General features: G+C 66.3%; 20 protein-coding genes. 15 read left to right on the plus strand and 5 right to left on the minus strand.

Annotated elements, in window-relative coordinates:
• Positions 1–204: 204 nt before the first annotated feature.
• On the minus strand, positions 205–2,967 hold the full coding sequence (locus JSV65_19880) for a PQQ-binding-like beta-propeller repeat protein (GenBank protein UCH34744.1): 2,763 nt from the start codon (positions 2,965–2,967) through the stop codon (positions 205–207).
• A gap of 309 nt (positions 2,968–3,276) precedes the next feature.
• On the opposite strand from JSV65_19880, the gene JSV65_19885 reads away from it, so the two are divergent.
• Complete coding sequence (locus JSV65_19885) at positions 3,277–7,095, plus strand: hypothetical protein (GenBank protein ID UCH34745.1); 3,819 nt, start codon at positions 3,277–3,279, stop codon at positions 7,093–7,095.
• Positions 7,096–7,354: 259 nt separating this feature from the next.
• Complete coding sequence (locus JSV65_19890; protein UCH34746.1) at positions 7,355–8,428, plus strand: DUF1573 domain-containing protein; 1,074 nt, start codon at positions 7,355–7,357, stop codon at positions 8,426–8,428.
• A 57-nt stretch (positions 8,429–8,485) separates the two neighbouring features.
• Here JSV65_19890 and JSV65_19895 read toward each other — a convergent pair whose 3' ends face one another.
• A complete protein-coding gene (locus tag JSV65_19895) occupies positions 8,486–9,898 on the minus strand; it encodes an arylsulfatase (GenBank protein UCH34747.1) in 1,413 nt (470 codons plus the stop codon).
• 81 nt (positions 9,899–9,979) lie between these two features.
• Positions 9,980–11,143 carry a hypothetical protein gene (locus JSV65_19900; GenBank protein UCH34748.1) on the minus strand — a complete coding sequence of 388 codons (1,164 nt, stop codon included), beginning with the start codon at positions 11,141–11,143 and terminating at the stop codon, positions 9,980–9,982.
• Between the two features lie 346 nt (positions 11,144–11,489).
• Between JSV65_19900 and JSV65_19905 the strand changes: the two genes are divergently transcribed.
• Positions 11,490–11,855 carry a hypothetical protein gene (locus JSV65_19905; GenBank protein UCH34749.1) on the plus strand — a complete coding sequence of 122 codons (366 nt, stop codon included), beginning with the start codon at positions 11,490–11,492 and terminating at the stop codon, positions 11,853–11,855.
• A gap of 144 nt (positions 11,856–11,999) precedes the next feature.
• On the opposite strand, the gene JSV65_19910 is transcribed toward JSV65_19905, so the two are convergent.
• Positions 12,000–12,209: a hypothetical protein gene (locus JSV65_19910; protein ID UCH34750.1), complete on the minus strand. Its 210-nt coding sequence runs from the start codon at positions 12,207–12,209 to the stop codon at positions 12,000–12,002.
• Positions 12,210–12,571: 362 nt separating this feature from the next.
• Between JSV65_19910 and JSV65_19915 the strand changes: the two genes are divergently transcribed.
• From JSV65_19915 to JSV65_19960, 10 genes are all read left to right on the plus strand, one after another.
• A complete protein-coding gene (locus JSV65_19915) occupies positions 12,572–13,963 on the plus strand; it encodes a F0F1 ATP synthase subunit beta (GenBank protein ID UCH34751.1) in 1,392 nt (463 codons plus the stop codon).
• A complete protein-coding gene (locus JSV65_19920; protein UCH34752.1) occupies positions 13,960–14,358 on the plus strand; it encodes a F0F1 ATP synthase subunit epsilon in 399 nt (132 codons plus the stop codon). The genes JSV65_19915 and JSV65_19920 overlap by 4 nt, the downstream gene beginning before the upstream one ends.
• Positions 14,351–14,695, plus strand: a complete 345-nt coding sequence (locus JSV65_19925; protein UCH34753.1) for an AtpZ/AtpI family protein — start codon at positions 14,351–14,353, stop codon at positions 14,693–14,695. Before JSV65_19920 ends, JSV65_19925 begins: the two co-directional genes overlap by 8 nt.
• Positions 14,688–15,005, plus strand: a complete 318-nt coding sequence (locus JSV65_19930; protein ID UCH34754.1) for an ATP synthase subunit I — start codon at positions 14,688–14,690, stop codon at positions 15,003–15,005. The genes JSV65_19925 and JSV65_19930 overlap by 8 nt, the downstream gene beginning before the upstream one ends.
• Complete coding sequence (locus tag JSV65_19935) at positions 14,996–15,706, plus strand: F0F1 ATP synthase subunit A (GenBank protein UCH34755.1); 711 nt, start codon at positions 14,996–14,998, stop codon at positions 15,704–15,706. Before JSV65_19930 ends, JSV65_19935 begins: the two co-directional genes overlap by 10 nt.
• A gap of 1 nt (position 15,707) precedes the next feature.
• Positions 15,708–15,983 carry a F0F1 ATP synthase subunit C gene (locus tag JSV65_19940; GenBank protein ID UCH34756.1) on the plus strand — a complete coding sequence of 92 codons (276 nt, stop codon included), beginning with the start codon at positions 15,708–15,710 and terminating at the stop codon, positions 15,981–15,983.
• Positions 15,984–16,056: 73 nt separating this feature from the next.
• Complete coding sequence (locus JSV65_19945; protein UCH34757.1) at positions 16,057–16,836, plus strand: F0F1 ATP synthase subunit delta; 780 nt, start codon at positions 16,057–16,059, stop codon at positions 16,834–16,836.
• Positions 16,772–18,376, plus strand: a complete 1,605-nt coding sequence (locus tag JSV65_19950) for an alternate F1F0 ATPase, F1 subunit alpha (protein UCH34758.1) — start codon at positions 16,772–16,774, stop codon at positions 18,374–18,376. Before JSV65_19945 ends, JSV65_19950 begins: the two co-directional genes overlap by 65 nt.
• The gene (locus JSV65_19955) at positions 18,363–19,250 is read left to right on the plus strand and encodes a F0F1 ATP synthase subunit gamma (GenBank protein ID UCH34759.1); all 888 of its coding nucleotides are present in this window, start codon (positions 18,363–18,365) and stop codon (positions 19,248–19,250) included. The genes JSV65_19950 and JSV65_19955 overlap by 14 nt, the downstream gene beginning before the upstream one ends.
• Before the next feature lie 22 nt (positions 19,251–19,272).
• Positions 19,273–20,199 carry a hypothetical protein gene (locus JSV65_19960; GenBank protein ID UCH34760.1) on the plus strand — a complete coding sequence of 309 codons (927 nt, stop codon included), beginning with the start codon at positions 19,273–19,275 and terminating at the stop codon, positions 20,197–20,199.
• A gap of 121 nt (positions 20,200–20,320) precedes the next feature.
• Here JSV65_19960 and JSV65_19965 read toward each other — a convergent pair whose 3' ends face one another.
• Positions 20,321–21,301 (minus strand): hypothetical protein, encoded by a 981-nt coding sequence (locus tag JSV65_19965; GenBank protein ID UCH34761.1) that lies wholly within the window; start codon positions 21,299–21,301, stop codon positions 20,321–20,323.
• 180 nt (positions 21,302–21,481) lie between these two features.
• Between JSV65_19965 and JSV65_19970 the strand changes: the two genes are divergently transcribed.
• Both JSV65_19970 and JSV65_19975 read left to right on the plus strand, forming a co-directional pair.
• Entirely contained in the window at positions 21,482–22,666 is a 1,185-nt protein-coding gene (locus tag JSV65_19970; protein UCH34762.1) for an aldo/keto reductase, read from the plus strand.
• 155 nt (positions 22,667–22,821) lie between these two features.
• The gene (locus tag JSV65_19975; protein ID UCH34763.1) at positions 22,822–23,892 is read left to right on the plus strand and encodes an alcohol dehydrogenase catalytic domain-containing protein; all 1,071 of its coding nucleotides are present in this window, start codon (positions 22,822–22,824) and stop codon (positions 23,890–23,892) included.
• The last annotated feature ends 139 nt before the right edge of the window (positions 23,893–24,031 follow it).

The raw sequence follows: 24,031 nt of genomic DNA on the forward strand, positions 1-24,031 counted from the left end.
AAGGCGTTCCTGAGGTCAGCACTGGAAGGAGCCCCCGCAGCCATAACCGGCCGAGATGCCTTCGCATCGCTGGCCGCCTGTGTCGCGGCGGACGAATCGGCAGCAACCGGCAAGTTCGTAGCGCCTGCTCGCGCAGACTTCTGATAGGGAAGCAACGGCCTGTTCGCGGAGCGGAACCACCGGCGACGCGGGGCGGCGCTCATGTCACCGCGGCGGGCGCGCGATCGCGCCGCTCGATGCGGGCGAACCGCGTTTGGTCGGCCACGCGACCGGGCCGCGGCCAGCCGTACTCAAGCAGTAGACCTTTCCATCCCGCGAGGCGACGAGGATCTCGAGTATCCCGTCGCCGTCCACATCAGCCACAGCCGGGGACACGCTGATCTTCATATCGGTCCGGAACTGCCACTGAAGCTTACCCTGGCGGTCGAGACAGTAAAGCGAGCGGTCGCCGCTCCCGAGCAGCACGTCGAGCCGCCCGTCACCGGTCACGTCAGCGATACACGGCGCGGAGTCAACGCCGCCGCCGCACCGATACCGCCATTTCTCCTGGCCGGTTCCGTCGAGCGAGAAGATCGTGTCTTGTGCCCCGCGCTCGCCGGACAGCGCAAATGTCCATCCGCCCACATCCGCAAAGACGACGTCCGTCATGCCGTCCCCGTCAACGTCCGCGGCTGCCAGCGCGGCGTCCACCGATTCGGGTGTGCGAGCCAGCCACTCGCGTTCTCCCGTACGTCCGGATATGCAGTGCACGCCGCGGATGTCATCCCCCGATCCGCACACGACTTCCGCTTCGCCGTCGGAGTCCACGTCCAGTATGAGCGGCCCGCAGTAGAAGTTCGATCCGTCCCGGAAGACCCACGCCGGCGTGCCGTCTCCGCGCAGGCATACCAGCCCGGCTTCGCCCGCCGGCGCGACGGTCTCCAGGCCGGCGGCTTGGTCAGCGTCGCCGACGGCGATCGGCGCCTCGATCGGCCCGCCGCAGTCGTAGCGCCACTTCGGCTCCCCCGAGGCGCCGTCGAAGCAGTACACCTCGCCTCCGGCGGTGCCGGTCAGGGCCTCATGCCGCCCGTCGCCATCGAGGTCCGCGATCACCGCGCCGCCCCACTGCACGCCTGATCCAAGCTCCCGCGTCCAGATCACCGAGCCGTCGTCGTCAACCAGGCTGATCTCGTGGTCGTTCTGCGGCACGACCGTCTCGTCCTTACCGTCCTGGTCAAGATCCGCACAGGCCAACGTGGCGGTCTGGCGCGCGCCGACATCGAGTGCCCAGAGCCGGGCGCCGCTACCGTCAATCGCGTGCAGCATTCGGTCGTTGGCGCCGAGGAGAATCTCGGGCTCCGGGTCGCTGTCGAGTTGCGCGAGAGCCGGCGAGCTTTGAATCTCCTGGCCGATGAAGTACGTCCACTTGACCGTGGGCTCGATCCAGGCGCTCGCTCGGGCAACCGCCGACACCGGCCCCGCAGCAGTGCGCCACAGAGCGCGGACGAGCAGCGGATAGACGCCGGTTCGCGCATCGGGTGGAGCGTGGATGATAAACTCAACGGGCGTCGCGCTGTGCGCCGTCGGCGACAGACTCACATACTCGGGGGTCGCTGTCCAGCCCGTGGGCAGCACCGCGCGCAGGCTGACCGACTCTACCGATACGTCCTGCGGTAAGCGAATCGTCCCGCGCAGAGCCCGGTCATAGGCATCCGGCTGCAGGGGCTTGACCGGCAGCGTCTGCAGACTCAACGCGGCGCGCAGCACGACTTCCTGCGGAAACTCGCCGCGGAACACCGACGCCGCCTTGGTCAAAGGACACCGCGCGCGCCCCCCGCGGACGGCCAGAGCGGACCGCGTGCCGTCCCATGCGATCATGCGCAATGAATCCCCGAGGGCAGCCACTGCGCGGGACGTCTCACCAACGACGCTCCAAGCCACGAGAAACGGGCCGGTGTCATCGGCCAGCACGTGGATCTCGACGCCCTCCAGCGTCTCCAGCGCCCCGATGTAACACGCGCGCCCGAGTTGCGTCGAGGCCGTGTGGTACGCCTTGTCTATGTCCGGCGCATTCCCGGCGTGGAAGGTGTCGTCGTAGGTGAAGAGCTTATCCACGTCCGCGGCGATCGCCATGACGTGATTGCGCAGCAGGAAGTCCGCCCCCGAGGCATCCTCGGTGAGCCAGACGGGCGTGTCCCGCCGCCCGTACTGTGCGAGCGCCTGCCGCATGCGCTCGGCGTCCTGGCGCATCTGCGCCTCGGGCTGAAAGGAATAGGGATGATAGGCGAGGATGTCGAAGCGACGGCCGCGGATCTGCGCGCAGACCTCTGCAATGAATGTCACGTCGGGGCGCGCCGTTCCGCCGAAGACGACGTGCAGCGCCGGGTCTATTCGCTTGATCTCTTCATACGCGGCCCGTAGCAGGCGCGCGTAGCCCGCCGGGTCGCCCATCGGCCGCCAGAACGGCGGAATGTTGGGCTCGTTCCAGATCTCCCAGTAGCGAATACGGTCCCGGTAGCGATTCACGGTGGTCGCGACGAACCGCCGCCAGGCGTGCTCGTCAACTTCTGAGCCCCGGTTGCCCTCGTCGCTTTTGCTCGCCCAGCCCGGGGAATAGCCGATGAGGCCGAGGACATTCAGCCCGGCGGCAAGGTTCGCCTCGATCACCCGGTCCATGCCGTCGAAGTCGAACTCGCCCGGCTCCGGCTCCAGGTGGTGCCAGCCCATGTCGGCGCGCAGCCAGCGTATGCCGATGTCGTAGAAGCGGCGGGATGTCTCGATCCCCGGATTGTGCCCGGCAAACCCAAACAGCGAGCGGTCGTCGCTTACCGACTCGGAGGTGGCGTCGGTGAGCGGTGCGGCTCCGACGACATTCTCCGAGCGATCGAGCGCGGCAACCTGCACGGCGGCCGGGTGCCGTGAGCAAAAGGCCGTGTGACTCAGCAACAGCACCGATATGAAGGCAGGCATCGCACCGACAACGCGCATCGCTCAGCAACCCTTCCCCGACTTTCCGCTGCGCCGGACGCCGCGTGCCGGCGCGCGGCAACTTGCCTGCGCGATTCGGCGGGCACGCCCGCCAAGCCTGCCAATCGAGGATGCTGGGGCGACGGGCGTGCGCTCGCTCGAGGCGCCCGTCGGCCGTCCGATGCAGGTCAGCGCCGGGGATTGAGCGAACCACTCAACCGACGCTTCGCGGCGCTGCACCGGGCCGTTCAACACACCGCACGACGAGGTGGCGAATTGAATACGTGCAGGCTCCCATCTCTGGCCGTTCTTGGTTTCACAGCCCTCCTCGTGACGTTCTGCCCCGCGCTCGCGCGTGCCGGTGATGTTGACGACCAGACCTACCCGCTGCTGACCGCTGCGCCGCTTGCCACTCCCCCCGCAATTGACGGCGTTGTCGCGGACGACGAATGGCCGACCGCGTCCACGACGGGCGTGCTCATGCTCCGCACCGGAGCTGTCGCGCGTTACCAGCCGCTGTTTCTCATCGCCTACGACGCGGCGCGCCTCTACGTCGCGGGGCGCCTGCCGCTGGCAGCCGGCGTGCGGCCGCAGGTCACCGTGATGGAACGCGATGGCCCCGTGTGGCAGGATGATGCGGTTGAGATCTTCCTCGACCCCTCCCACTCGCACAGCGATTACTACCAGTTCATGGTCAACTCCCGCGGCGTAGTGTGGGACAGTCATCGCAAGGATGCCTCGTGGGACTGCGACCTGCGCTGTGCGGCATACATCGCTGACGATGAATGGACGTTCGAGTTGGCAATCCCCTGGTCCGACCTTGGCTTTCCCGAGCCGCCGCGGGGTAGGCCGCTCGGCTTCAACCTGTGTTGGGACCGCGTCACGCCGACGGAGCAGCATGGCACGTGGTCTCCGCTCAAGGAAACCTTTCACGAGCCGCAGCGCTTCGGTCATCTGATTCTCGGAACGAACGTGACACCGGTACGCCTGGTGTCGCTCGGCCCGCTGTGGGCCGGCCGGTGGGCCGTGCGTGGTGGAGTGATCGGCGAGACGAAGGACGGAGTCGTGCTAACTGTGGATGTCCGCCCGGCAGGGACGGACGCGGCGCTCTATTCCAAGGAACAGCGCCTGGGTGCGGAGTCGCTGGTCGTGCTCGACGGCGAGGTGCCGGATGCCGACGGGTCGCCGACGCCTGGCGAATACGTATTCTCGTATCGGTTCATCGCTGGTTCAGAGGTGGTGGCAAGAGCTGTGATTCCAGTTGACATCCCTGAGTACGTTTCATGGAAGACCTATCCTGTCGAGGGCGTTGTCGAAGTGAAGTGCAACGCCGCCGTGCTGACCGAACGCGCGCTCAAGCCCGCGCGCTTCATGGTCTCGCTGCTCCGGGACGGGACGACCGAGCGCGCTGCCGAGGCGCCGCTGGACGAAGCCTCGGAGGATGCCCGCACGTCACTGTCGATCGCCGGGCTGCCCCCAGGCGACTACACGCTTGCCGTGGTCGCCGAAGACGACGACCGCAAGGTAGTCGCGCGGCATGAGGCGCCGTTCGACATGCCGCCGCCTGCGTACTGGCTCGGTTCGTCAGAAGGGTTGGCGCCGGACCTACCCGTCGGCTGGCCCGCAGTGCAGGCCGAATCGTCAACGGTCAACGTCTGGGGACGTGAGTACCGCTTCGACGGCGGCCCGTTCCTGACATCTGCCGTGTCTCAGGACGCCGCGCTTCTCGCCACGGCGCCGATCGTAGCCCGAGTCCGATGGTCGGGCGGCGAGGGAATCCTGACCGGGCCACGGGCTGAGCTGGTCGAGCTGTCGCCGGCCCGCGCCGTTCTGCGTGCGCAGGCCGCGGCGGGGCCGTTCCGCACTGAGGCAGACATCACGGTCGAATTCGACGGCATGATCCGCACCGATTTCACGGTCGCGGCGCCCGCTGGCACCACCATCGAGCACCTCGCGCTCAGCATCCCTCTGAAGGCCGAGTACGCCAAATATCTCTACCACTATCCCGGACGCTGGGGCAGCGCATACAACGCGGGCGCCCTGCCGCCGGAGGGGTGGCGGCACTCATTCAAGCCCGTGGTCTGGCTCGGCGACGAGGAACGCGGTTTCTGCTGGTTTGCGGAAACCGACGAGCACTGGTTTCCCCTCGACAACGAGCAGGCCATCGAGATCAGGCGCGAGGGCGACGCGGTAATCCTGCGACTCAACGTGATCGCGTCGCCGCGACGGCTCGACGGGGCGCTGAGCTACAGCTTCGGGTTCCAGGCGACGCCGGTCAAAGAAGTGACTGAGGACGTCTGGGACTTTCGCATCTGCCATCACGGCCGCTACGGCCTCGAATCACTACCCTACGCCGTGCCCACGCCCGTCACTTACCCCGCGCAGGGCAACATCCGTCTCGACCAAGGCACCGCGGAGATGTGGGTCGTGCCGATGTTTGATCCCGACCCGACCGTGCCGCAGGACGTCAACCGCGGTGCTTTCAACCAGGACCTGTTTACGGTCCGCCTGCCGGACGACGCGCTCATCGGGTTCTACTGGAACATCGACGATCGCGGCATGCGGTTCTACTTGAAGGACGGCACGCAATACCCCGTTATCCTCGGCGCCCCCTGTGCATGGAAGATGGGCGAACCTCACCACGTTGCGGTGACGTGGGGCGAAGAGGCCCGCATCTACGCTGACGGCCGGGTGCTGCGCACCGCAGATTACCGGGGCACCGTTGCGCGCGATCTCAAGGGCGCGGAGATCAGGCTGGGAGCCGATCGCTCGCACTTCATAGTGGACGAAATGCGCATCTCTGATATCGCGCGCTCGGAGTTCGACCTCACGGCCCCGCTCGCCGCCGACGATCACACGCTGCTCCTCGACCACTTCGATGACGCCTTCACGCCCGATGGCTACCTGCGCACGGCCCCGGAGAAGTCCGCCGGTGAAGGCGGCACGGTGACAGTCGGCGCCGCCTTCGTTCCCGCCAGGTTCGGCCGCGGCGTGCGCCTGTTCCAGGAGCCGGGGCGCGAGCTGACGTACCTCGATCGCCTCGCCGAACTCGGCGTGCGCACCATCGTCTTTCACGAGCATTGGACCGACATCCAGGACTATCCGGCGACCACCCACGGTGAGGCGCTCCACAGGCTGGTCAAGGCATGCCACGAGCGCGGCATTCGGTTGCTGCTCTACTTCGGCTACGAGATGTCCAACATCGCACCGGAGTATCCCTACTACTCCGACGAGTGCCTCGTGTACCCGCGCGCGGGCGGCTACACGCGCCAGCCCGAGCAGACGGCTTGCATCGTCTGCTACGGCAGCCATTGGCAGGACTTCCTGGTATCGGGCATCGCGCGGATCATGGACGAGTACGGCATTGACGGGGTCTATCTCGACGGCACCGCCAATCCCTTCGACTGCGCCAACCTGCATCACGGCTGTGGCTACCGCGGGCCCGACGGCTCGCCGCGCAAAACGTACCGGATCTTCGACGTGCGCCGGACGATGAAGCGCATCTACAACGTCGTGAAGGGCCGCAGGCCCGATGGCTTGGTCAACGTCCACCAGTCCACCTGCATGACGATCCCGACTCTCGCATTCGCGACATCGTATTGGGACGGCGAGCAATTCGGCGCCATCGAGTCCGGCATCGAGGTGTTCGATCTGCTCCCGCTCGACGCGTTCCGCGCGGAATTCATGGGACATCAGTGGGGCGTGCCCGCCGAGTTCTTGTGCTACAATCGCCCCTACACCTATCCTCAGGCGATGGCCTTTACGCTGCTCCACGACGTGCTCGTGCGCGGCAGCCTGGGCGGATCGCTCGAAATGGAATCCGCGCTGTGGCGCGAAATGGAAGACTTCGGCCGCCGCGACGCCGAGTGGTTGCCGTACTGGTCAAACCAGGACGTGGCGAGGGTGCAACCCGCGACGTGCAAGGCCAGCATCTACAATCGCGGCCCGCTCGGCGCGATGCTCGTCATCTCCAACTTGGCGCAGGAAGAAGCTTCCGCCAGGATTGCGCTCGACACTGTTGCTCTGCGCTTGCCTGAGCGCGCGACCGCGCGAGATGTGCTGTCCGGCGAGCCGCTGCCGTGGGACGACGGCGCCCTGCGCGCTTCCCTCGGGCCGCTGTCGTTCCGCGTCGTCCACATCGCGCCGTGACGCCGGTTCCGTTTGACCGTCAGGTCGTCGTCGCGAAGGCGCGCGCTCGGTCGCGCGTCCACGGACGGCGCCGACCCGCACGCCGCCCAGAGATCCTCGCAGCCGTTTGGGTGCTGACTCGCGGATGTTCTGCGCAGGGCTCATGCGGCGAAGGTGCGGAGCGACAGACAGGCGAATATGCGTGTGGATCTCGGCCGCCGTCGCTTTCATCCCCGAGCCGGATGGCGGCGGGTGTCGAACGCACGATGGGTCGTCAACCGTGATGAAATCGCGTGTCATCCTGTTGCAGGTTACCCTGATCGGTGCGGCATTCGCCATCGGCTACGTGCTGGGGTGGACCGGGGGGCCGAAGGCGGAAACCGACGGCGCGCGGCGGCACACCGCGCAGCGGACAGCCGGCAAGCCGATGCCCTCGGCGGCGGACACGGGCGCATCGGCCGCAGCCAGAGCGCCCGCACCGCTTCCTGTCGCTCCGAGGCCGACGGAGACGAAGCTCGGTGGTGCAGCCGTCGCGCCCAAGCCGGTGGTCTCTGGCGCCGCGGCGGCGAAGAAGCCCGTTCGCCCGAGCCCCCGGGCCCCGGCGGCAACAGCAGCCGCCAGGCCGCCCGCCGGACGTCCGTCCGAATCGGCGCCGGCACCTGACGAGGCAGCGCCGCCTGTGACCCCGTCATCGTCAGGCGCCGACGTTCCTGCTTCACCTTCCGGCGGAGCGGCGCCCCGCATCGCGTTCGAGAGCACCGATCACGACTTCGGCACGGTGACGATCGGGGATGCGGTCGAGCACGAATTCGTCTTTCGCAACGTGGGCGACGCCCCGCTTGTGATTGAGCAAGTCAGAACCAGTTGTGGATGCACCGGGGCTTTGGTGACGGAGAAGCAAGTGGCGCCCGGCGGAGAGGGGAGGGTCAAGGCAACCTTCCGTACCACGAGCTACAAGGGGGATCAGCGCAAATCAATATATGTCGAAACGAACGATCCCGAGCAACCGCGCGTTACGCTCGCCCTCATCGGCTACGTCATGGTCGAGGTCGAAGTGTCACCGGCCACGATCTATGTCCGCGACGTGACACCGGACGAGAGCCGCAAGTACTCGATCGTCGTCAAGCGACCCGACGGGAAAGAGTTGCGGATCACGAAACTCTCGCCGAGTCGCCCTGAGATTCACCTCGGCGAGCCGCAGCAGCGCCCGGACGGCACCTACGAGATCGAGGTCACCCTCGGCCCCGGCCTGCCCGCGGGGCGACTCACCGGACAGGTCACCATCGAGACGAACTCGGAGCGTCAGCGCACCGTGACCGTTCGCGTCTACGGGAACGTAAAGGAGAAAGAATAGGGCCCGCTTCGCGGCTCATCTTGCCGTACTCGTTCCGCTGCCCCAATCAGGCGCCCGCTATTGTTCCTCGCCCACCACCGGGCTCCACCGCTCCGTGCGTCGAATCAGGCGCTTGCCGTCGGAGAAACCGTCCCCGCGTTCCCCCAGCAGGCGGATCAGGCGTTCCCGCCACATGGCCACGCGCTCGCGGTGCGCGCCGCTGCGGGACAGATCGTGCAATTCCCGCCGGTCTTTGCTCAGGTCGAAGAACTGCTCTTCCCCCGTCGCGGGAACCCACAGGTACTTCTCCTTGCCGTCCGTCAGGTACTGCATCGCCTCTTCAACGGAATAGCACGGTGAGTGCTCACCGTGCAGGAACTCCCGCCACGCCCCGCCGCGGATCGCCCGGAACACGCTCATCCCGGTCACCGACCCCGGGATCGGCACGCCCACCGCCTCCAGTATCGTGGGCATCACATCCTGCAGCCCGACGACGTGCTCGAATCTGCCCGCTGGCAAGTCCATGCCCTGCGGGTAGCGGATGACGAACGGGACGCGCGCCGATCCTTCGTACGCGTAGGTCTTGCGATGCAGGTTGTGGTCGCCCATCATGTCGCCGTGGTCCGAGGTGAAGATGATGAGCGTGTTCTGCGCCATCTCGCCGCCGATGTAGCGCTGCACCGTCTCCAACAGTCGCCCGAGTTCGTAGTCAATGTGTGTAATCACGCCGGCATAGGCCGCGCGCATACGTTGGTTCTGCTCGGGCGTGAGCTTGCCGCGCCATGCCGCGCGCTCCGGTGGTGCGGCGACATCGTGTTTCGCCGCCCAATCGCCGATCGGGATCGGCGGGAACTCGCGCTCGATGTACATTTCCCAGAAGAACCGCGGCGGATCGTACGGCGAGTGCGGCCGCAGGTGCGAGCACCACAAGAAGAACGGCTTGGTCGGGTCGCGCTTCCTGAGTTGCTCGAGCACGACATCGGTCGTCCAGGTCGTGGGATGATAGCGCTCCTCGAGGTGCCACGGCCGCGCCAGCCAGCCGTTCGCGTCACATCCGTGGCCGCGCTCCGTCGCCCACGGCCCCAGCTCGCGCCGCAGCCACTCGGCATAGTCGTCGGCCTCTTCCGACAAGTCATGCGGGATCGCCGTGTGGAAACCGTACAGCTTCCGTCGCGGGTGCATGTTGCGAAAGCCGACGCTCATGCAATGATAGCCCGCATCCGCGAGCACCTGTGCCAGCGTGTTACGCTCGTGCCACTCGACACCGGCGTATCCGATCAGCCCGCATGCGTAGCTCCCCTGCCCGCCGTGCAGGCACCTGCGCGCGCCCGTCGTGGATGGGATCTCGGAATACGCGTTGGGGAAATACGCGCCGCGCTGGATGAACGCATCCAGGTTCGGTGTCTCCACGACCGGATGCCCCGCCAACCCGATGTAGTCCCCGCGATGCTGATCCGTCGTGAACAGGAGTATGTTCGGTGTGTTTTCCATGGCTTCCATGCCCTCGCTGGTTTGCTTCGAGTGCGGCCGATCGCGAATGGCAATCGTTGCCGTGTCCCTGCCCTGCTGAGGCTATCCGACGACGCCGCTCACGTCGATCACGTACATTTGCCGCGTGCCCTCGTGCGCCGAGTCAATGCACACCTGCCGTCCGTCGCGGCTCCAGCGCGGATGCAGGTCGCAGCGGACCGGCCCGTCCAGTTCCGGCGGCGAGTAGAGTCTGCCGATGTCCACTCGCCGGCCGGTCTCTGCTTCGTACAGGATCAACGTGCGCATCCGCTCGCGGTCCGGATACGTGTCGGTCAGTATCCAACGGCGGTCGGGCGAGTACGAGCAGTGACCGTCCGTGGTGAGCACTCCCTCGGCGACGACATCTAATCGGTCGGTGCAATCGGTGAACAGGAAGTACCGATCGCCGACGTCTCGCCGCCGCGCCCACGCTAGAATGTGCCGCTCATCCCGCCAGTCGAAATGCGACACCATCTCGTGATCCGAGACGCAGCAGACCTCCGATCCGTCCGGCCGCGCCGTGAACATCCGGGTGTAGCGCCCCCCGTCCTCGCGCTGCCATCGGTGCAGGAAGATGAAGCGGCTGTCATCGGTGTTGAAGAGCAGATGGTTGAACCAATGGCGCCGCCCCGCCATCGTCTCATCGCGCCCGCTCGCCGCGATCTGGTCGAGGGACATGATGAGCCGGCGGTCCCCGGTCGCCAGATCCATGATGTAGATCCCGTCGTCATCGGGATGCGGATCCTCCCGCCACGGATCGGGCGGCCCGGCGTATCCGTAACCCGGGCGCAGGTCGTTGAGGCGCGCGAAATTGACGCTCAGTGCGCGCAATCCGTCGCGGCTGAGGGCGTAGATGGGCCGAGGCAGGACGCGGCGCTCACCGGTGTGCGCTTCGAGCAGCACGCCGACGAACGTGTCCCCTTGCCGGTCATTGAACGCAATCAGTCGGTTGGGCGCGCTCGGCACCCACTGGAGCATCGTCCCTTGCTGCCAGTTCCACGCTCGCGTCTCCGCCAAGGGACGGAAGGCGCAATCCTCGCCCAGGTCAACCACCCCGACTGTCGCGGCGTCATCCGGTTGCGGCTGACGATCGCCGAAAGGGACCTGCAGCGCCAACATGCATTGCCCCGCCGCATCCCACGGCGGCTTGTCGTAGTACCCGAAGAAGTGGTGATGAGGTCCCCTGGTTACCGGCCGCACGGGAAACCGCCCATCTTCAGTCGCCATCTCGGTGCTCCCTCCCGCGGTTCGTTCTCTACCACGGCGCCCGGTGCTGCCCTGCTCTTAACCGCGACTCGCGAGACATCCTGCCGCAGCTCCGCGATGCTCAGCCTGGTTGATCGCCGCGACGGTTCGCTGTTCGGCGTCACGGCACAACGCAGCTGTCGGCGAGGGAAAAGGGGTGATTGGATGGAAATGGTTTCCACGCGGGGCAAGCAGGCCGCGGGACTCTACCGAGGTTCGTGCATTAGGGGAGGACGCAAGGGATGGCAGCGCTCCTCCCGAACGGACCTCGTCCGGAAGAGTCGGCGGGTATTACCGGTGCTCCGGTGATACCCGAGACTCTTTATAAGTGCACGCCCAGGCCCCGCCGGAAGAGGTGTTCGACGCATCAACGCCCGATGCCGTCAACGCCGCGATTGCCGAGCATAACCGTAAGGTGACCGCGTTCTTCGCGGATGTGTTGCCCGCGACGATGACCGCGCAGCAGCGAGCGGTGGCGCAGTACGAGACCGCGACTTCGACTCAGGAAATGCGCGACAAGGCGTACAAGGTCGTGTTGGCGCAGGCGTGGGCGCTGAGCCGGCTGCGGCCCGACCAGCTGCAGTACATCGCGCGGCTTGGCACGGACGCCAGGAAGTTCACCACGACGGACGCCGCCGTCGAGTTGGCAAGAACCTACCGCGACATACCGGATCCGGCCCACGCGGATCGCTAGAGCAGTGCCGCATGCGCAGCTCGCGGCCTGCGCGTGGCGCGCGCCATCCCGTCATGCGTAGTCACGAGCGCCGGCACCGGGAACGCGCGAACTCAGCGGGGCGGACGCGCGTCCGCCGTCACTAACGTGAGTTGGCGGGCCGGCTCAGTCCGATTGCTCGGGCATCGGCTCGTGCGCCTTGCGCCCGTACACCCGCTCGTACGCCTTGCAGTACGGGCACAGGCCCCCCTCGATCAGCTTCACGAACCAGAAGGCGAACCCGCGCTGCTTGCGCCGCGCGCTCGCGCACAACGTGCATGCCACACAGCGCTGGGCCATTTCCCGGTCCTTGTCGGTGATGCTCGAATCGCTCACGGTCGCCACATCCTGTCAGTTGACACCTGCTGTGCCAGCGCCGCATGCCGCGGCGCTCGCGGGCGCGGCCACGCAATTGCGCGCCGGCCTCCAGCGGCCTGCCGATCGCGAGCACAAGCAGGGCGAGATGCCGCTATGATACCGCAATACGCAACAGACAAAACCTCGGCACTTCAGGAAGACATGCTCTCTCGCGGCGCGGCGGCGCCGCTGTTGCCGAAGACGGAATGTAACCGCGCTGTGCAGGAACCCGCAGTGCCCCTGGACAAAGTCTATGCCTGAGGCCCGAGGCGACGCAGGAAAATCCTTTTGTCGGCCGGCAAGCGAGATGGCCGCTTCTTCGCCCGCCGCGGAACCCGACAATGAGCGAAATCAGCCCTCCTGACACATCCCATGGCACGGTCGTCCGCGTCCGCGGGAGCGTCGTGGACGCTCGTTTCCCCGGTCGTATCCCCGCGCGCCACAGCCGGCTTACGACGGGGGACGGCACCGACGTCGTCATCGAAGTCATCAACCATCTCGATTCCGAGACCGTTCGAGGAATAGCGCTGACCTCCACCCAGGGCTTGTCCCGGGGCTGCACGGTAATCAACAGCGGTCAGCCGCTCACGGTGCCTGTCGGCAACCGCTTGCTCGGCAGAATGCTCAATGTCTTCGGCGAGGTGATTGATGGACAGGAAAGCCTGGACGGCGGAGAGTGGCGGCCGATCCACCAACCGCCCGTGCCCCTCGCGCGTCAGGTCACCAGGACCGAAACCTTCGAGACCGGCATCAAGGCTATAGACCTGCTGGCGCCGCTGGAGCGCGGCGGCAAAGCCGGACTGTTTGGGGGCGCCGGCGTTGGCAAAACGGTGCTCATCATGGAGATGATCCACAACATGGTGGGCCGGCACGAGGGCGTCAGCATCTTCTGTGGCATCGGCGAACGGTCGCGCGAGGGCGAGGAGGTTTTTCGCGAGTTACGGGAATCGGGCGTTCTGCGGAACACGGTCCTCGTCTTCGGCCAGATGAACGAGCCGCCGGGAGCGAGGTTCCGCGTCGGGCACGCCGCTCTCGCCATGGCCGAATACTTCCGCGATGACGCCAGGCAAGACGTCCTGCTGCTGATAGACAACATCTTCCGTTTCATCCAGGCGGGGCAGGAAGTGTCCGGCCTCATGGGGCAGATTCCGTCGCGCGTCGGGTATCAGCCGACCCTGGGCACGGAACTCGCGGAACTCGAGGAACGCATCTCCAACACCGCGACCGGGGCCATCACCTCGATCCAGGCCGTGTACGTCCCGGCGGATGATTTCACCGACCCGGCCGCAGTCCACGCCTTCTCGCACTTGTCCGCCTCCGTCGTGCTCTCGCGAAAACGGGCCGCCGAGGGGCTCTACCCGGCGATAGATCCGCTCGAATCCGGCTCCAGCCTGTTGACGCCCCACGTCGCGGGCGAACGGCACTACCGCGTCGCTCAGGAAGTTCGCGGAACGCTGGCCAATTACGAGGAACTCAAGGACATTATCGCCATGCTCGGGCTCGAGGAACTGTCGCGGGGCGACCGCCAAGTCGTCAACCGGGCGCGGCGGCTGGAGCGATTCCTGACGCAGCCCTTCTTCACGACCGAGCAGTTCACCGGCCGCGAAGGGCGCATGGTCAGCCTCGATGAGGCGCTCGACGGCTGCGAGCGAATACTCAACGACGAATTCGCCGATGAGCCCGAGAGTTCGCTGTACATGATCGGAAGCGTTGACGAGGCAGAGAAGCGATGAGGCTCAAGATTCTGCTGCCGACGGAGATCCTGGTTGACGAGGACGCAGACAAGATCGTCGCCGAGGCCGAGAACGGCTCGTTCTGCCTGTTGCCGCGCCACGTTGATTTCGTTGCGCCGCTCGTGCCCGGTCTGCTCTCGTACGTGGCGAGCGACGACGGGCGCGAGGAATTCGTGGCGGTGGATGTCGGCATTCTGGTCAAGCGCGGCGCGGAGGTCATGGTTTCCACGAGCAACGCCGCGCGCGGCGCAGACCTGGGGCAGCTGCGGGAGACGGTGGCAGGCCGGTTCCGCGACTTGGCGGACCGCGAACGTCTGACGCGCACCGCCCTCGCGCGGATCGAGTCGAACATCGTGCGGCGATTCATGGAGCTCGGAGAGGCCTGGAATGACTGATCGTCGCGAGTCCGACGGCAGAGACAGCAGGGAGGAGCTGTGCGAACAAGTCGCCGTCAAGGCCGCGCGCAAGGCGCGCGCCCGGCGCGAGAAGGAACGAAGCGTGTGGTTCGGGTTGGGCATGTTCGGCGTCGTGGGTTGGTCGGTGGCGATGCCGACTCTGATCGCGGTGGCGATCGGCGTGTGGATTGACGGCAGATGGCCAAGCCAGTACTCGTGGACGCTGATGCTCCTCTTCGTCGGGATTGCCCTGGGCTGCCTCAATGCGTGGTATTGGGTGAATCGTGAGCGCAGCGTGATTGAGAAACGGGGCGAGGAGGAAGAGCGGGATGAGTAACGTGCCCGCGCTCGTCTTCGCCTCTCTCGCCGGCTTCGCGCTCGGCTCGTTCTACTTCGCGGCGCTGTGGCTTACGGTGCGACATCTGCCGGATGCGCGGCGGCCCGCGCTGCTCACGCTCGGCAGTCTCTTCATCCGTGTCGCGGTCGTGCTCGCCGGCTTCTATCTGGTCGGCGCCGGCCACTGGGAGCGCCTCGTATTGGCTCTGTTCGGATTCGTGTGCGCGCGCGCCGTCATCGCGCGGCGCCTTCGCCCACACGCAAACGCGCTCCCGTCCGGTGCGGACGGTGACCCGAGGACATGGAGCTAACCCCTGACAGCATAGTGTTCTGGCGCAGCGGGCCGGTGACGCTGAATGCGACCATCGTGTTCACGTGGGTCGTCATGGCCTTTCTGGTCATCGGGTCGTGGCTCGTCACGCGCAGGCTGGCGTCCGGCCCCGACATGTCGCGCGGCCAGAATCTCCTCGAAGTGCTGGTCACCGGCATGCGGGCGCAAATCCGCGAAATCAGTCAACAGGAGGCGGGTCGTTACTTGCCGTTCGTGGGCACGCTGTTCCTGTTCATCGCGGTGTCGAACATCCTCAACATCGTGCCCGGGTACTCGCCGCCGACGGGGTCTCTGTCCACGACTGCGGCATTGGCGCTGTGTGTTTTCATCGCGGTGCCGGCCTACGGCATCTCGCAGCAGGGCCTGGGCGGGTACCTGCGCCAATACGTCCGCCCGAGCGTCTTCATGCTGCCCTTTAACATCATCGGCGAGGTATCGCGCACCCTCGCGCTGGCGGTCCGGCTGTTCGGCAACATCATGAGCGGGACGATGATCGTCGGCATCTTGCTCGCACTGACCCCGCTGTTCTTCCCCATCGTCATGCATGCCCTCGGCTTGCTGACCGGGCTGGTTCAAGCGTATATATTCGCGGTTCTCGCGATGGTCTACATAGCTTCCGCAACACGCGTGCGCGAAGAGCGCGTTGAGCCAAGCCAAGCGCCCGCAGAAGGAGACGCGTAGTATGAACGGTCCCGAGATCACCGCAATGGTATCCATCGTCGTGTCGGGATTGACGATGGCGATCGGCTCGATCGGGCCCGCGCTGGCAGAGGGCCGCGCGGTCACCGGCGCCCTCAGCTCCATCGCCCAGCAGCCCGACGAAGCGAACACGATTACGCGGACGCTGTTCGTCGGCCTGGCGATGATCGAGTCCACCGCGATCTACTGCTTCGTCGTCGCGATGATTCTGATTTTCGCCAACCCGTTCTGGAATCACTTCGTGGCGAGCGGACGATAGAGCGTCGACGCAGCAGCTTGGCGGGTCGGCATGTCCGTGATATCAACCGGCGACCCGCAGATGAGGCCGCTCCATGCAGATTGACTGGTTCACGCTGGTCGCGCAAATCATAAACTTCCTGATCCTCGTCGGGCTGCTGATGCGGTTCCTGTACCGCCCGATCATCCGGGCGATGGACGAGCGGGAGGAGAGGATCGCCGCGCGCGTCAAGGATGCCGAAGCGCGCGAGCAGGAGGCGGAAGACCAGACTCGCTCCTATCGCGAGCAGCGCCGCGAGTTGGACAACCAGACACAGCAATTGCTCGACGAGGCAGAGACACGAGCCGAGGAGCACCGTCAGCAGTTGATGGCAAGAGCGCGCGGGGAAGTGGAGCAGACCCAGGCCACGTGGCGCGAGGCGATTGCGCGCGAGCAGGCGTCGTTCCTCGAGGAACACCGCACTCGGGCAGGCGATGAAGTATGCGCGGTCGCAGCTCGCACGCTCAAGGACCTGGCCAATCGGGAATTGCAGGAGCACATGATTGAAGTGTTCCTCGGGCAAATCGAGCATCTCGCCGACGCCGACCGCCGGGAGCTCACCGCTGCCATCGCCGAGTCGGGGAATCGCGTCGTCGTCACGAGCGCGTTCGATATCTCCGCGGACAGTCGCGACAAGATCGCCCGCGCGATTCGCGAGCGGCTTGTCAGCGACGGCGACGTGCAGTTCCAGATTGCGCGGGACTTGATCTGCGGCATCGAGTTGAAGTCAGGCGGCCGCAAGATCTCGTGGAACGTCGCCGGCTACTTGGATGCGCTCCAGGCACGGCTGTCGCAGGTTCTCGCTCAGGAAGCGGAGGGCGCCGGTGGCGAGTGACCGGAACACGCTGAACAGGGTGGTCGAGGATACGTTCCGAGTCCTGGATCGTGTCAGAGCGGCCCACACGCCCGACCTGCGAGTTCGCGAGACGGGCACCGCGACATACGTCGCGAAAAGCATCGCCCGCGTGCGCGGCTTGCCGGGGGTGCAGGCCGATGAGTTGATACGCTTCCCGGGCGATCTCCTCGGACTGGCCTTCAATCTCGACCCCGACGAAGTCGGCGTCGTGCTCCTGGGCGAAAGCGAGCGTGTCGAGGCCGGGTGCGAGGTACAGCGCACGGGCAGACTGCTCGACGTACCGGTGGGCGAAGCCCTGCTGGGGCGGATCATCAACGCGACCGGCCAGCCGCTCGACGATAAAGGCCCCGTGCGCACGCTGGAGCGGCGGCCCGTCGAGCAGCCCGCCCCCGCCATCATGGACCGCGCTCCCGTCAGCACGCCCCTGCAGACCGGCATCAAGGCAATAGACGCGTTGATCCCCATCGGCTGCGGCCAGCGCGAACTTATCCTCGGCGACCGCCAGACCGGCAAGACCGCGATAGCGCTGGACACCATCATCAATCAACGGGACCGCGACGTGCTTTGCGTCTACTGCGCCATCGGGCAGCGCAGCTCGTCCGTGGCCAAGGTCGTCGCCGACCTGCGGGAGCACGCCGCGTTGGCGTACTCCGTCATCATGGTCGCTCCGGGCGAACACCCGCCGGGGCTGCAATACGTCGCCCCCTACGCGGCGACGACCATCGCGGAGTACTTCATGGCCCGTGGCCGTGACGTGCTGATCGTGTACGACGACCTGACGCGTCACGCTCGTGCCTACCGGGAACTCTCTCTTCTCCTCAGGCGTCCGCCGGGGCGGGAAGCCTATCCCGGCGACATCTTCTACATCCATTCCCGCCTCCTGGAACGCGCGACCCGCCTGCGGCCGGAACGCGGCGGCGGGGCGCTGACTGCGCTGCCGATCGTCGAGACGGAGGCGCAGAACATGTCGGCGTATATCCCGACGAATCTGATCTCGATCACCGACGGGCAGATCTATGTCGCGCCCGACCTCTTTCATAAGGGAATACTCCCAGCGGTGGATGTCGGCAGGTCGGTGTCGCGGGTCGGAGGCAAGGCGCAGCTTCCCGCCTACCAACGCGTCGCCGGCGAGCTCCGTCTTGCTTACACCCAATTCGAGGAACTGGAGGCGTTCTCGCGCTTCGGCACGCGGCTCGACGAAGATACGCGCAGCACCCTGGAGCGCGGCCGACGCGTGCGCGAGGCGTTGAAACAGCCGCAGTATGCACCGCTGCCGCCGGCGGAGCAAATGGCGGTGCTCATGGCCGTGACCGAGGGGCTCTTTGACGACCTTTCGGTGGAGCGGACGCGCGCGGCGGAAGAGGCGGTGCGTGCGGCGGTTCGGGAGCGGACGCCGGCCGTGTCGAAGCGGATCGAGCAAGGCGAGAAGCTCAGCGACGAGGATTACGAAACGTTGCTCGCCGTGATGCGCGAAGTCGTGCAGTTGCGCTTCGGTGGACCTGGGAATGGAAACACTTGAGGCCCTGCGGCGTAAGATTGACAGCGCGAAGGATCTGCGATCCGTTGTGAAGACGATGAAGGCCCTCGCGGCGGTGAACATCCAACACTTCCGCGAGGCGGTGACCTCGCTGGCCGAGTACTACCGCGCCGTCGAAATGGGCTTGCACGTCGCGCTGCGCAGCCGGCCCGAGGGCAGCAGGCTATCCGAGCCTCCCAAGGACCGCCGGCTGGGCGCAGTCATCATCGGCTCGGATCAGGGCATGGTCGGGCAGTTCAACGAGCAGCTCGCGCATTACGCGCTCGACGAGATGAACGGCTTCGGCGTCGGGCGCCAAGACCGCGCGGCGCTGGCTGTCGGCACCCGTCTGCTCGGGCCCCTGGAGGACGCGGGGCAGCCAGTGGATGACGTCTTCCCGGTCCCGGTGTCTGTCGCCGGCATCACGCCCACGGCTCAGGATATCCTGCTGAGGATAGACGAGTGGCATTCCGAGCTGGGCCTCGACCGTGTCGTGCTGTTCTACAACCGGCCGATCTCCTCTACCACTTACCGTCCTCACAGCGTCCAGATCTTGCCCGTTAATCCGCGGTGGCTGCAAGAGTTGGCGCGCAAGCCGTGGCCGGGCCGGACGCTGCCGGCGTTTCGCGTCGAGTGGAACCGGCTGTTCTCCGCGCTGATACGGCAGTACCTGCTGGTGTCGGTGTACCGCGCAGTCGTCGAGTCCCTGGCCAGCGAGAACCAGAGCCGTGTGGCCGCAATGCAAGCCGCGGAGAAGAACATCGAGGACCGGCTGCATGAACTCAACCGGAGATATCATCTTCAACGCCAGGATTCGATCACCGAGGAACTGCTCGATATCGTCGGCGGCTTTGAGGCACTCGGTGGCGTCGCGTAAGTAATCCGCTCAGGGATGCTCCATGAAACTGAGTAACATAGCTGCGGCAATGGCGCGGTACGAGGTCGTCCTCGAGCCCGACGAGGACACGCCCGAGTGGTGGGCGGGCGCCCCGTCGGTCGTGGTGGCGGATGACGGCACCTTCTACATGGCCGCTCGGATGCGCGAAGGACGATCACCGCGTGGGAAGCGCGGGTATGAGATCCGCATACTCAAGAGCGCCGACGGCCGCAGCTTCGAGCCGATCAATCGCATCCTGCGCGAGGATGCCGGCGTGCCGGGGTTCGAGCGCCCGTCGCTGGTGCGGGATCCGCGCACCGGTAAGTACCGGCTCTATGGCTGCGCGGGACTGGAGGACGGATGGGCGATCCTGAGATTCGATGACGCCGACGACCCCGCGCGATTCGATGCACGCTCGTGGAAGGTAACGCTCGCCGCGGATCCCAACGACCGGTTCGTCAACATGGCGGGGTACAAAGACCCCGTCGTGCTGTGGGAGGCCGGGCAGTGGCACATGTTCGTCATCGGCTTCGACCGTGTCGAGCGCGTCTTCCATTTCACGAGCGATGACGGGGATGCGTGGCGCGCCGCCGCGCAAGGGCCGGTAATGGAGAACGTGGGCTGGCACAACTACTACACCCGCCCGGCGAGCGTCGTGCCGATGACCATTGGTTACGCCTTCGTTTACGAAGGCTCGCACGTCACCTGGCGCGATCCGGCGTACAACATCGCGACGGGCCTGGCGTACTCGCCGGATCTCGCTGATCTGATTGACCTCACCCCGCACGAGCCGCTGCTGAAGAGCACCACCCCCGGTGACTACCATACCTGGCGTTATTCCCACTGGCTGCCGGTCGGCGACCGCCTCTACGTCTACGCCGAAGTGGCCCGCCCGAACAACACCAACGAGATTCGCCTCTCGGTCGTAAGTCGAGACGCGCTGAGCTGAGGATGTGTTGGAAAGCGGCCGGCCCCAGCGCGGCGAGCAGATCCGCGGGTGCGGCTTGATTGAAGTCGGCGCTTCCGGCGATCACGGGGCCGGTGCGGACGGCTTGTCAGAGGACGCAGCGCTAGTCCTGCACTTCGTTGACCCGATCCAGGGCCACGCTGAGCAAGCGCGTGGATGGAGCGGTGCCTTGCTCGCCAACGATGAGAACGACGTAGCGCCAGGTGCGAACGCACCGGATTCCCCGTCCCATCGAGTCCGTGCCGACGAAGGCGTACTCGCGGAACGCTGCTCCGCCCAGTTGGTTGTCCGGGCGACCGCGATAGAAACCCTTGAGCTGCTCCCACTGCTCGCGCGCTCGTGCCTCGTTGTCGGCGCGTACCAACATTAACGTCCAAGTGCTCCCGCGGAAACTGTATTCGGCGATCATGGCGTTGGTGAGAAACCCGTGCCCGAGGACGTTGCGCGCCACATACTGCAACGCCGTCCTGTGGAATCCGGGCAGTTGCATCGCTGCCGTCCACGCCGGGAGCTCGGACGACCCCTTGAGTCCGACGGCGATATCCTGTGCGAGACCGATCAGGGCATCGCTCGACGGGCGCTCCGCGCTCGTGCCGCTCACGCGGACGAAGCAGCGCGACTGCCAGTACAGGATCGCTTCGTCCGCAACATTGACGCCTGCAGCGCCTATTTCCACGGCCGCGCGGCCGTGTCCGCGCACCTGGCTGTACACGCCGAAGGCGTTGATCGGCTTGTCCTGGTCGAAGACCTCCGCGTCAATCGTCGCGTCACCCACTTCGTAACGGGCGACGACCAGGCCCTGGCAGTCGTAGGACAGGAACAGATCCGCCTCGCCGTCAATCGCTTCATACATGCCTTCCGGCGGGTAGGTCCGCACCTCCGCCGGCTCGCCGAGATCGGCGGCCGGGCCCGCTTCACGCAGGGCTGCGGCGGCTTGCCGGAGTGATTCCGGCGCGGTAGTCGGGCCGGGCGGCTTGCTAGCCGACGGCCGGGGCGAATGGCGCTTGGCGCATCCGGCGAGCAGTAGCAGAAGCACAGCCATCGCCACCCCCAGCATCGCTCTTGTCAGCGAACGTGCGGCCATGTGCCAGTCCTTTCCCCAAGCGGCTTAGGTTGTGTTCCCCAGCAGCCGGACCGCTCCCTGCGGGTGCGAACTCATATGGGTTGAGATGATGACAGGACTACCTGTCCCGGCGTGGGAAGACGAGTCCTCAGTTGCCGTCGCAGTCGTCAATAGGCGCGGCGGCACGGGGAGCAGGAAGCGATGTGCAACCAGATCAATGCAGACGATAGCGCGCGGCGCAAGCAGATGACGCGGCGCGGGTTCCTGGGAGTTGCGGGAGCGGCGGCCTGCGGCGTGGGTGCGATCGTGGCGGGTTGCGTCCGCAAACAGGCGGCGGCGCCCCCGCCGGGCGCGTCGCAGTCCGAGCGTAAGGAGACCGGCGCTGCTTCGCCGCCGGCGAAGCGGATCCTCGGCCGCACGGGGATCGAGGTCAGCGTGCTCAGCATGGGTGGCATCGCGGTCAATGCGGACGTCTTGCGCGCCGGCCTCGACAAGGGCATCAACCTCATACACTGCGCAATGGGATACGGCACGCTCGATCAAGTGGCGGAAGCCGTCGCCGGGCGGCGCGACCAAGTGTTCTTGGGACTAAAGTACGAGCGAGCAGGCCGCGCGGACTGGGACTACCTCGGTCGCGCCCTCGAGATGCTGAAGGTGGACCACGTGGATATCCTGTTCTTTCCCCTCAACACGCCCGATGCGGCCCGCGATCGCACGCACCTCGAGTTCTTCGAACAGGTCAAACGACGCAAGCGGGCGAGGTTCATCGGTATCACGACTCACGCCAATGTTGCACCCGCCCTGCAAGCCGCCGTGCAGGCGGGCTTCTGGGATGTGCTCATGCCGTCCTATGTCCCGGCGCAAAAGGCGCGCGCCGCGCTGCGCCCCGTCCTCGACGCGGCTCAGAAGAAGAGCCTCGGGGTAGTCGCGATGAAGACGATGACCGGCATACGTCCCGCGGCGGTGGCGCAAATGCAGACCGTCGTCAGGGAGGTGCTTGCGGATGTGAGCGTCACGACGCTGTGCAAGGGCATGCCGACGTTCGAGCGCATCGACGCCCTTCTCTCGGCACCGGGCGGCCCGCCGAGCAAGGCTGACAGCGCATCCCTACAACGGCACCTCGTGTCACGCCAAGGGGACGTGTGCGTGTTGTGCGGGGAATGCCCGCCCTGCCCGCGCGGCGTCAACGTGTTCGAGGTGATGCGCGTCTTCGATTACTACTACGTGCAAGCTGGCTACGGCGAGTTTGCGCGCGGCATGTATCGTTCGATGCCCCCGGGCCAGCGGGGCGCCGCGTGCGATGACTGCGGGGAATGCGCCGCGAAGTGTGCCTATGACATTGACATTGCTCGCCGGGTCCGCGCCGCCGACTTGATTCTCGGATGACTCGCTGCGCACGACACGCCGCTTCGGCGCATGCACGCGTGTCGCCCCGCCGGGGCAGCGCGTGCCTTCGCCCGACCATGCACTAACACCGTGGCTTGAACTCGCAACAGGCCTTACCGCTCCCGGCGCAGTAGATATGGGTCGAGGAGAATTCGATGAAGACAGCGGTGTTGAGCGACGGCGCGATAACCGTTAGAGATGTCCCCGAGCCGCCTCTGGCCCCCGACCACGTCATGGTGCGCGTGCGCGCGTGCGGCATCTGCGGCAGCGACCTGCGCTACATGGCGGGCGAGAACCCCTGGGCCCAGCACACCCTGGGCGTGCGCAAGCCCAATCCGCCGCGCATGGTTCCGGGCCATGAGGTCGCCGGCGAAATCGTCGCCGTCGGCGATCCCGCAATGGCACATCGCATCGGCGAGCGCGTCGTCATGATGGCCTTCCGCGGCGATGACACGTGCTACTACTGCCGCCGCGGCTTTCACAACCTGTGCGAGAACACCTCCCATCTCGGCCACGCGGCCGGTTGGGCGGAACTCGACCTCAACCCAGGCGGGATGGCCGAGCTGTGCCCCATCTGGGCCGAGAATGCGTACACGCTCCCGGATAGCATCTCGTTCGAGGACGCCACGCTGCTCGACGGCGCCGGAGTGGCGCTCCACGCGGTTCACGTCGGCGGCGTTCAATCCGGCGAGCCGGTGGCCGTCACCGGCTGCGGGAGCATCGGCCTGCTTATCGTACAGGTCGCCAAGGCGCTGGGCGCCGGCCCCGTGGTCGCCATTGATGTCGCGGACAAGCCGCTCGCCTTGGCGGGAGAACTCGGGGCAGACCTCGTCCTCAACGCGCGAGAGAGCGACGTCGCAGCGGCAGTCACGCGTGCCACCGACGGCCTCGGCGCGGCGACCAGCTTTGACACGGTCGGCGCCGACGCGACGATCGCACAGTCCCTGTGCCTGCTCCGCCGCGGCGGCACTGCCGTCATGCTCGCCGTGGAACTGAGGGACGCGAAGCTGCCCATGAGTTGTATCGCCGGCGAGCGCGGTCTGCGCGTAGCGGCCAACTTCGCCTATGATGAGTTCCCCGAGGTCATCGAGATGATGGCTGCGGGGCAGATTCGCGGCGGGCCGATGATCACCCATGTCTTTCCGTTGGATGAAACCCCGCGCGCCTTCGAGACCGCTCGCGCGAAGGCGCAGTCCGGGGCCATCAAGGTCGTCATCCAGCCCTAGCGCTGGGCCGATTATGGGAACCGGCGGAGACGACGATGGATGGAGCGGAGGCGGCGACAATGAAAAGGCTGGAAAGCAGGAACGCCCTCATCACCGGCGGCGCCGCCGGCATCGGCAAATCGATCGCCGTGCGCCTCGC

The organism is Armatimonadota bacterium, from assembly GCA_020354555.1.
In the GTDB taxonomy this organism is placed as follows: domain Bacteria; phylum Armatimonadota; class Hebobacteria.

Coding starts and splice junctions, on each gene's coding strand:
- JSV65_19975 (UCH34763.1), top strand. CDS start 22,822: ATGAAGACAGCGGTGTTGAGCGACGGCGCGATAACCGTTAGAGATGTC.
- JSV65_19955 (UCH34759.1), top strand. CDS start 18,363: ATGGAAACACTTGAGGCCCTGCGGCGTAAGATTGACAGCGCGAAGGAT.
- JSV65_19880 (UCH34744.1), bottom strand. CDS start 2,967: ATGCGCGTTGTCGGTGCGATGCCTGCCTTCATATCGGTGCTGTTGCTG.
- JSV65_19895 (UCH34747.1), bottom strand. CDS start 9,898: ATGGAAAACACACCGAACATACTCCTGTTCACGACGGATCAGCATCGC.
- JSV65_19950 (UCH34758.1), top strand. CDS start 16,772: ATGCGCTCCAGGCACGGCTGTCGCAGGTTCTCGCTCAGGAAGCGGAGG.
- JSV65_19945 (UCH34757.1), top strand. CDS start 16,057: ATGCAGATTGACTGGTTCACGCTGGTCGCGCAAATCATAAACTTCCTG.
- JSV65_19920 (UCH34752.1), top strand. CDS start 13,960: ATGAGGCTCAAGATTCTGCTGCCGACGGAGATCCTGGTTGACGAGGAC.
- JSV65_19970 (UCH34762.1), top strand. CDS start 21,482: ATGTGCAACCAGATCAATGCAGACGATAGCGCGCGGCGCAAGCAGATG.
- JSV65_19925 (UCH34753.1), top strand. CDS start 14,351: ATGACTGATCGTCGCGAGTCCGACGGCAGAGACAGCAGGGAGGAGCTG.
- JSV65_19900 (UCH34748.1), bottom strand. CDS start 11,143: ATGGCGACTGAAGATGGGCGGTTTCCCGTGCGGCCGGTAACCAGGGGA.
- JSV65_19960 (UCH34760.1), top strand. CDS start 19,273: ATGAAACTGAGTAACATAGCTGCGGCAATGGCGCGGTACGAGGTCGTC.
- JSV65_19930 (UCH34754.1), top strand. CDS start 14,688: ATGAGTAACGTGCCCGCGCTCGTCTTCGCCTCTCTCGCCGGCTTCGCG.
- JSV65_19940 (UCH34756.1), top strand. CDS start 15,708: ATGAACGGTCCCGAGATCACCGCAATGGTATCCATCGTCGTGTCGGGA.
- JSV65_19915 (UCH34751.1), top strand. CDS start 12,572: ATGAGCGAAATCAGCCCTCCTGACACATCCCATGGCACGGTCGTCCGC.
- JSV65_19935 (UCH34755.1), top strand. CDS start 14,996: ATGGAGCTAACCCCTGACAGCATAGTGTTCTGGCGCAGCGGGCCGGTG.
- JSV65_19965 (UCH34761.1), bottom strand. CDS start 21,301: ATGGCCGCACGTTCGCTGACAAGAGCGATGCTGGGGGTGGCGATGGCT.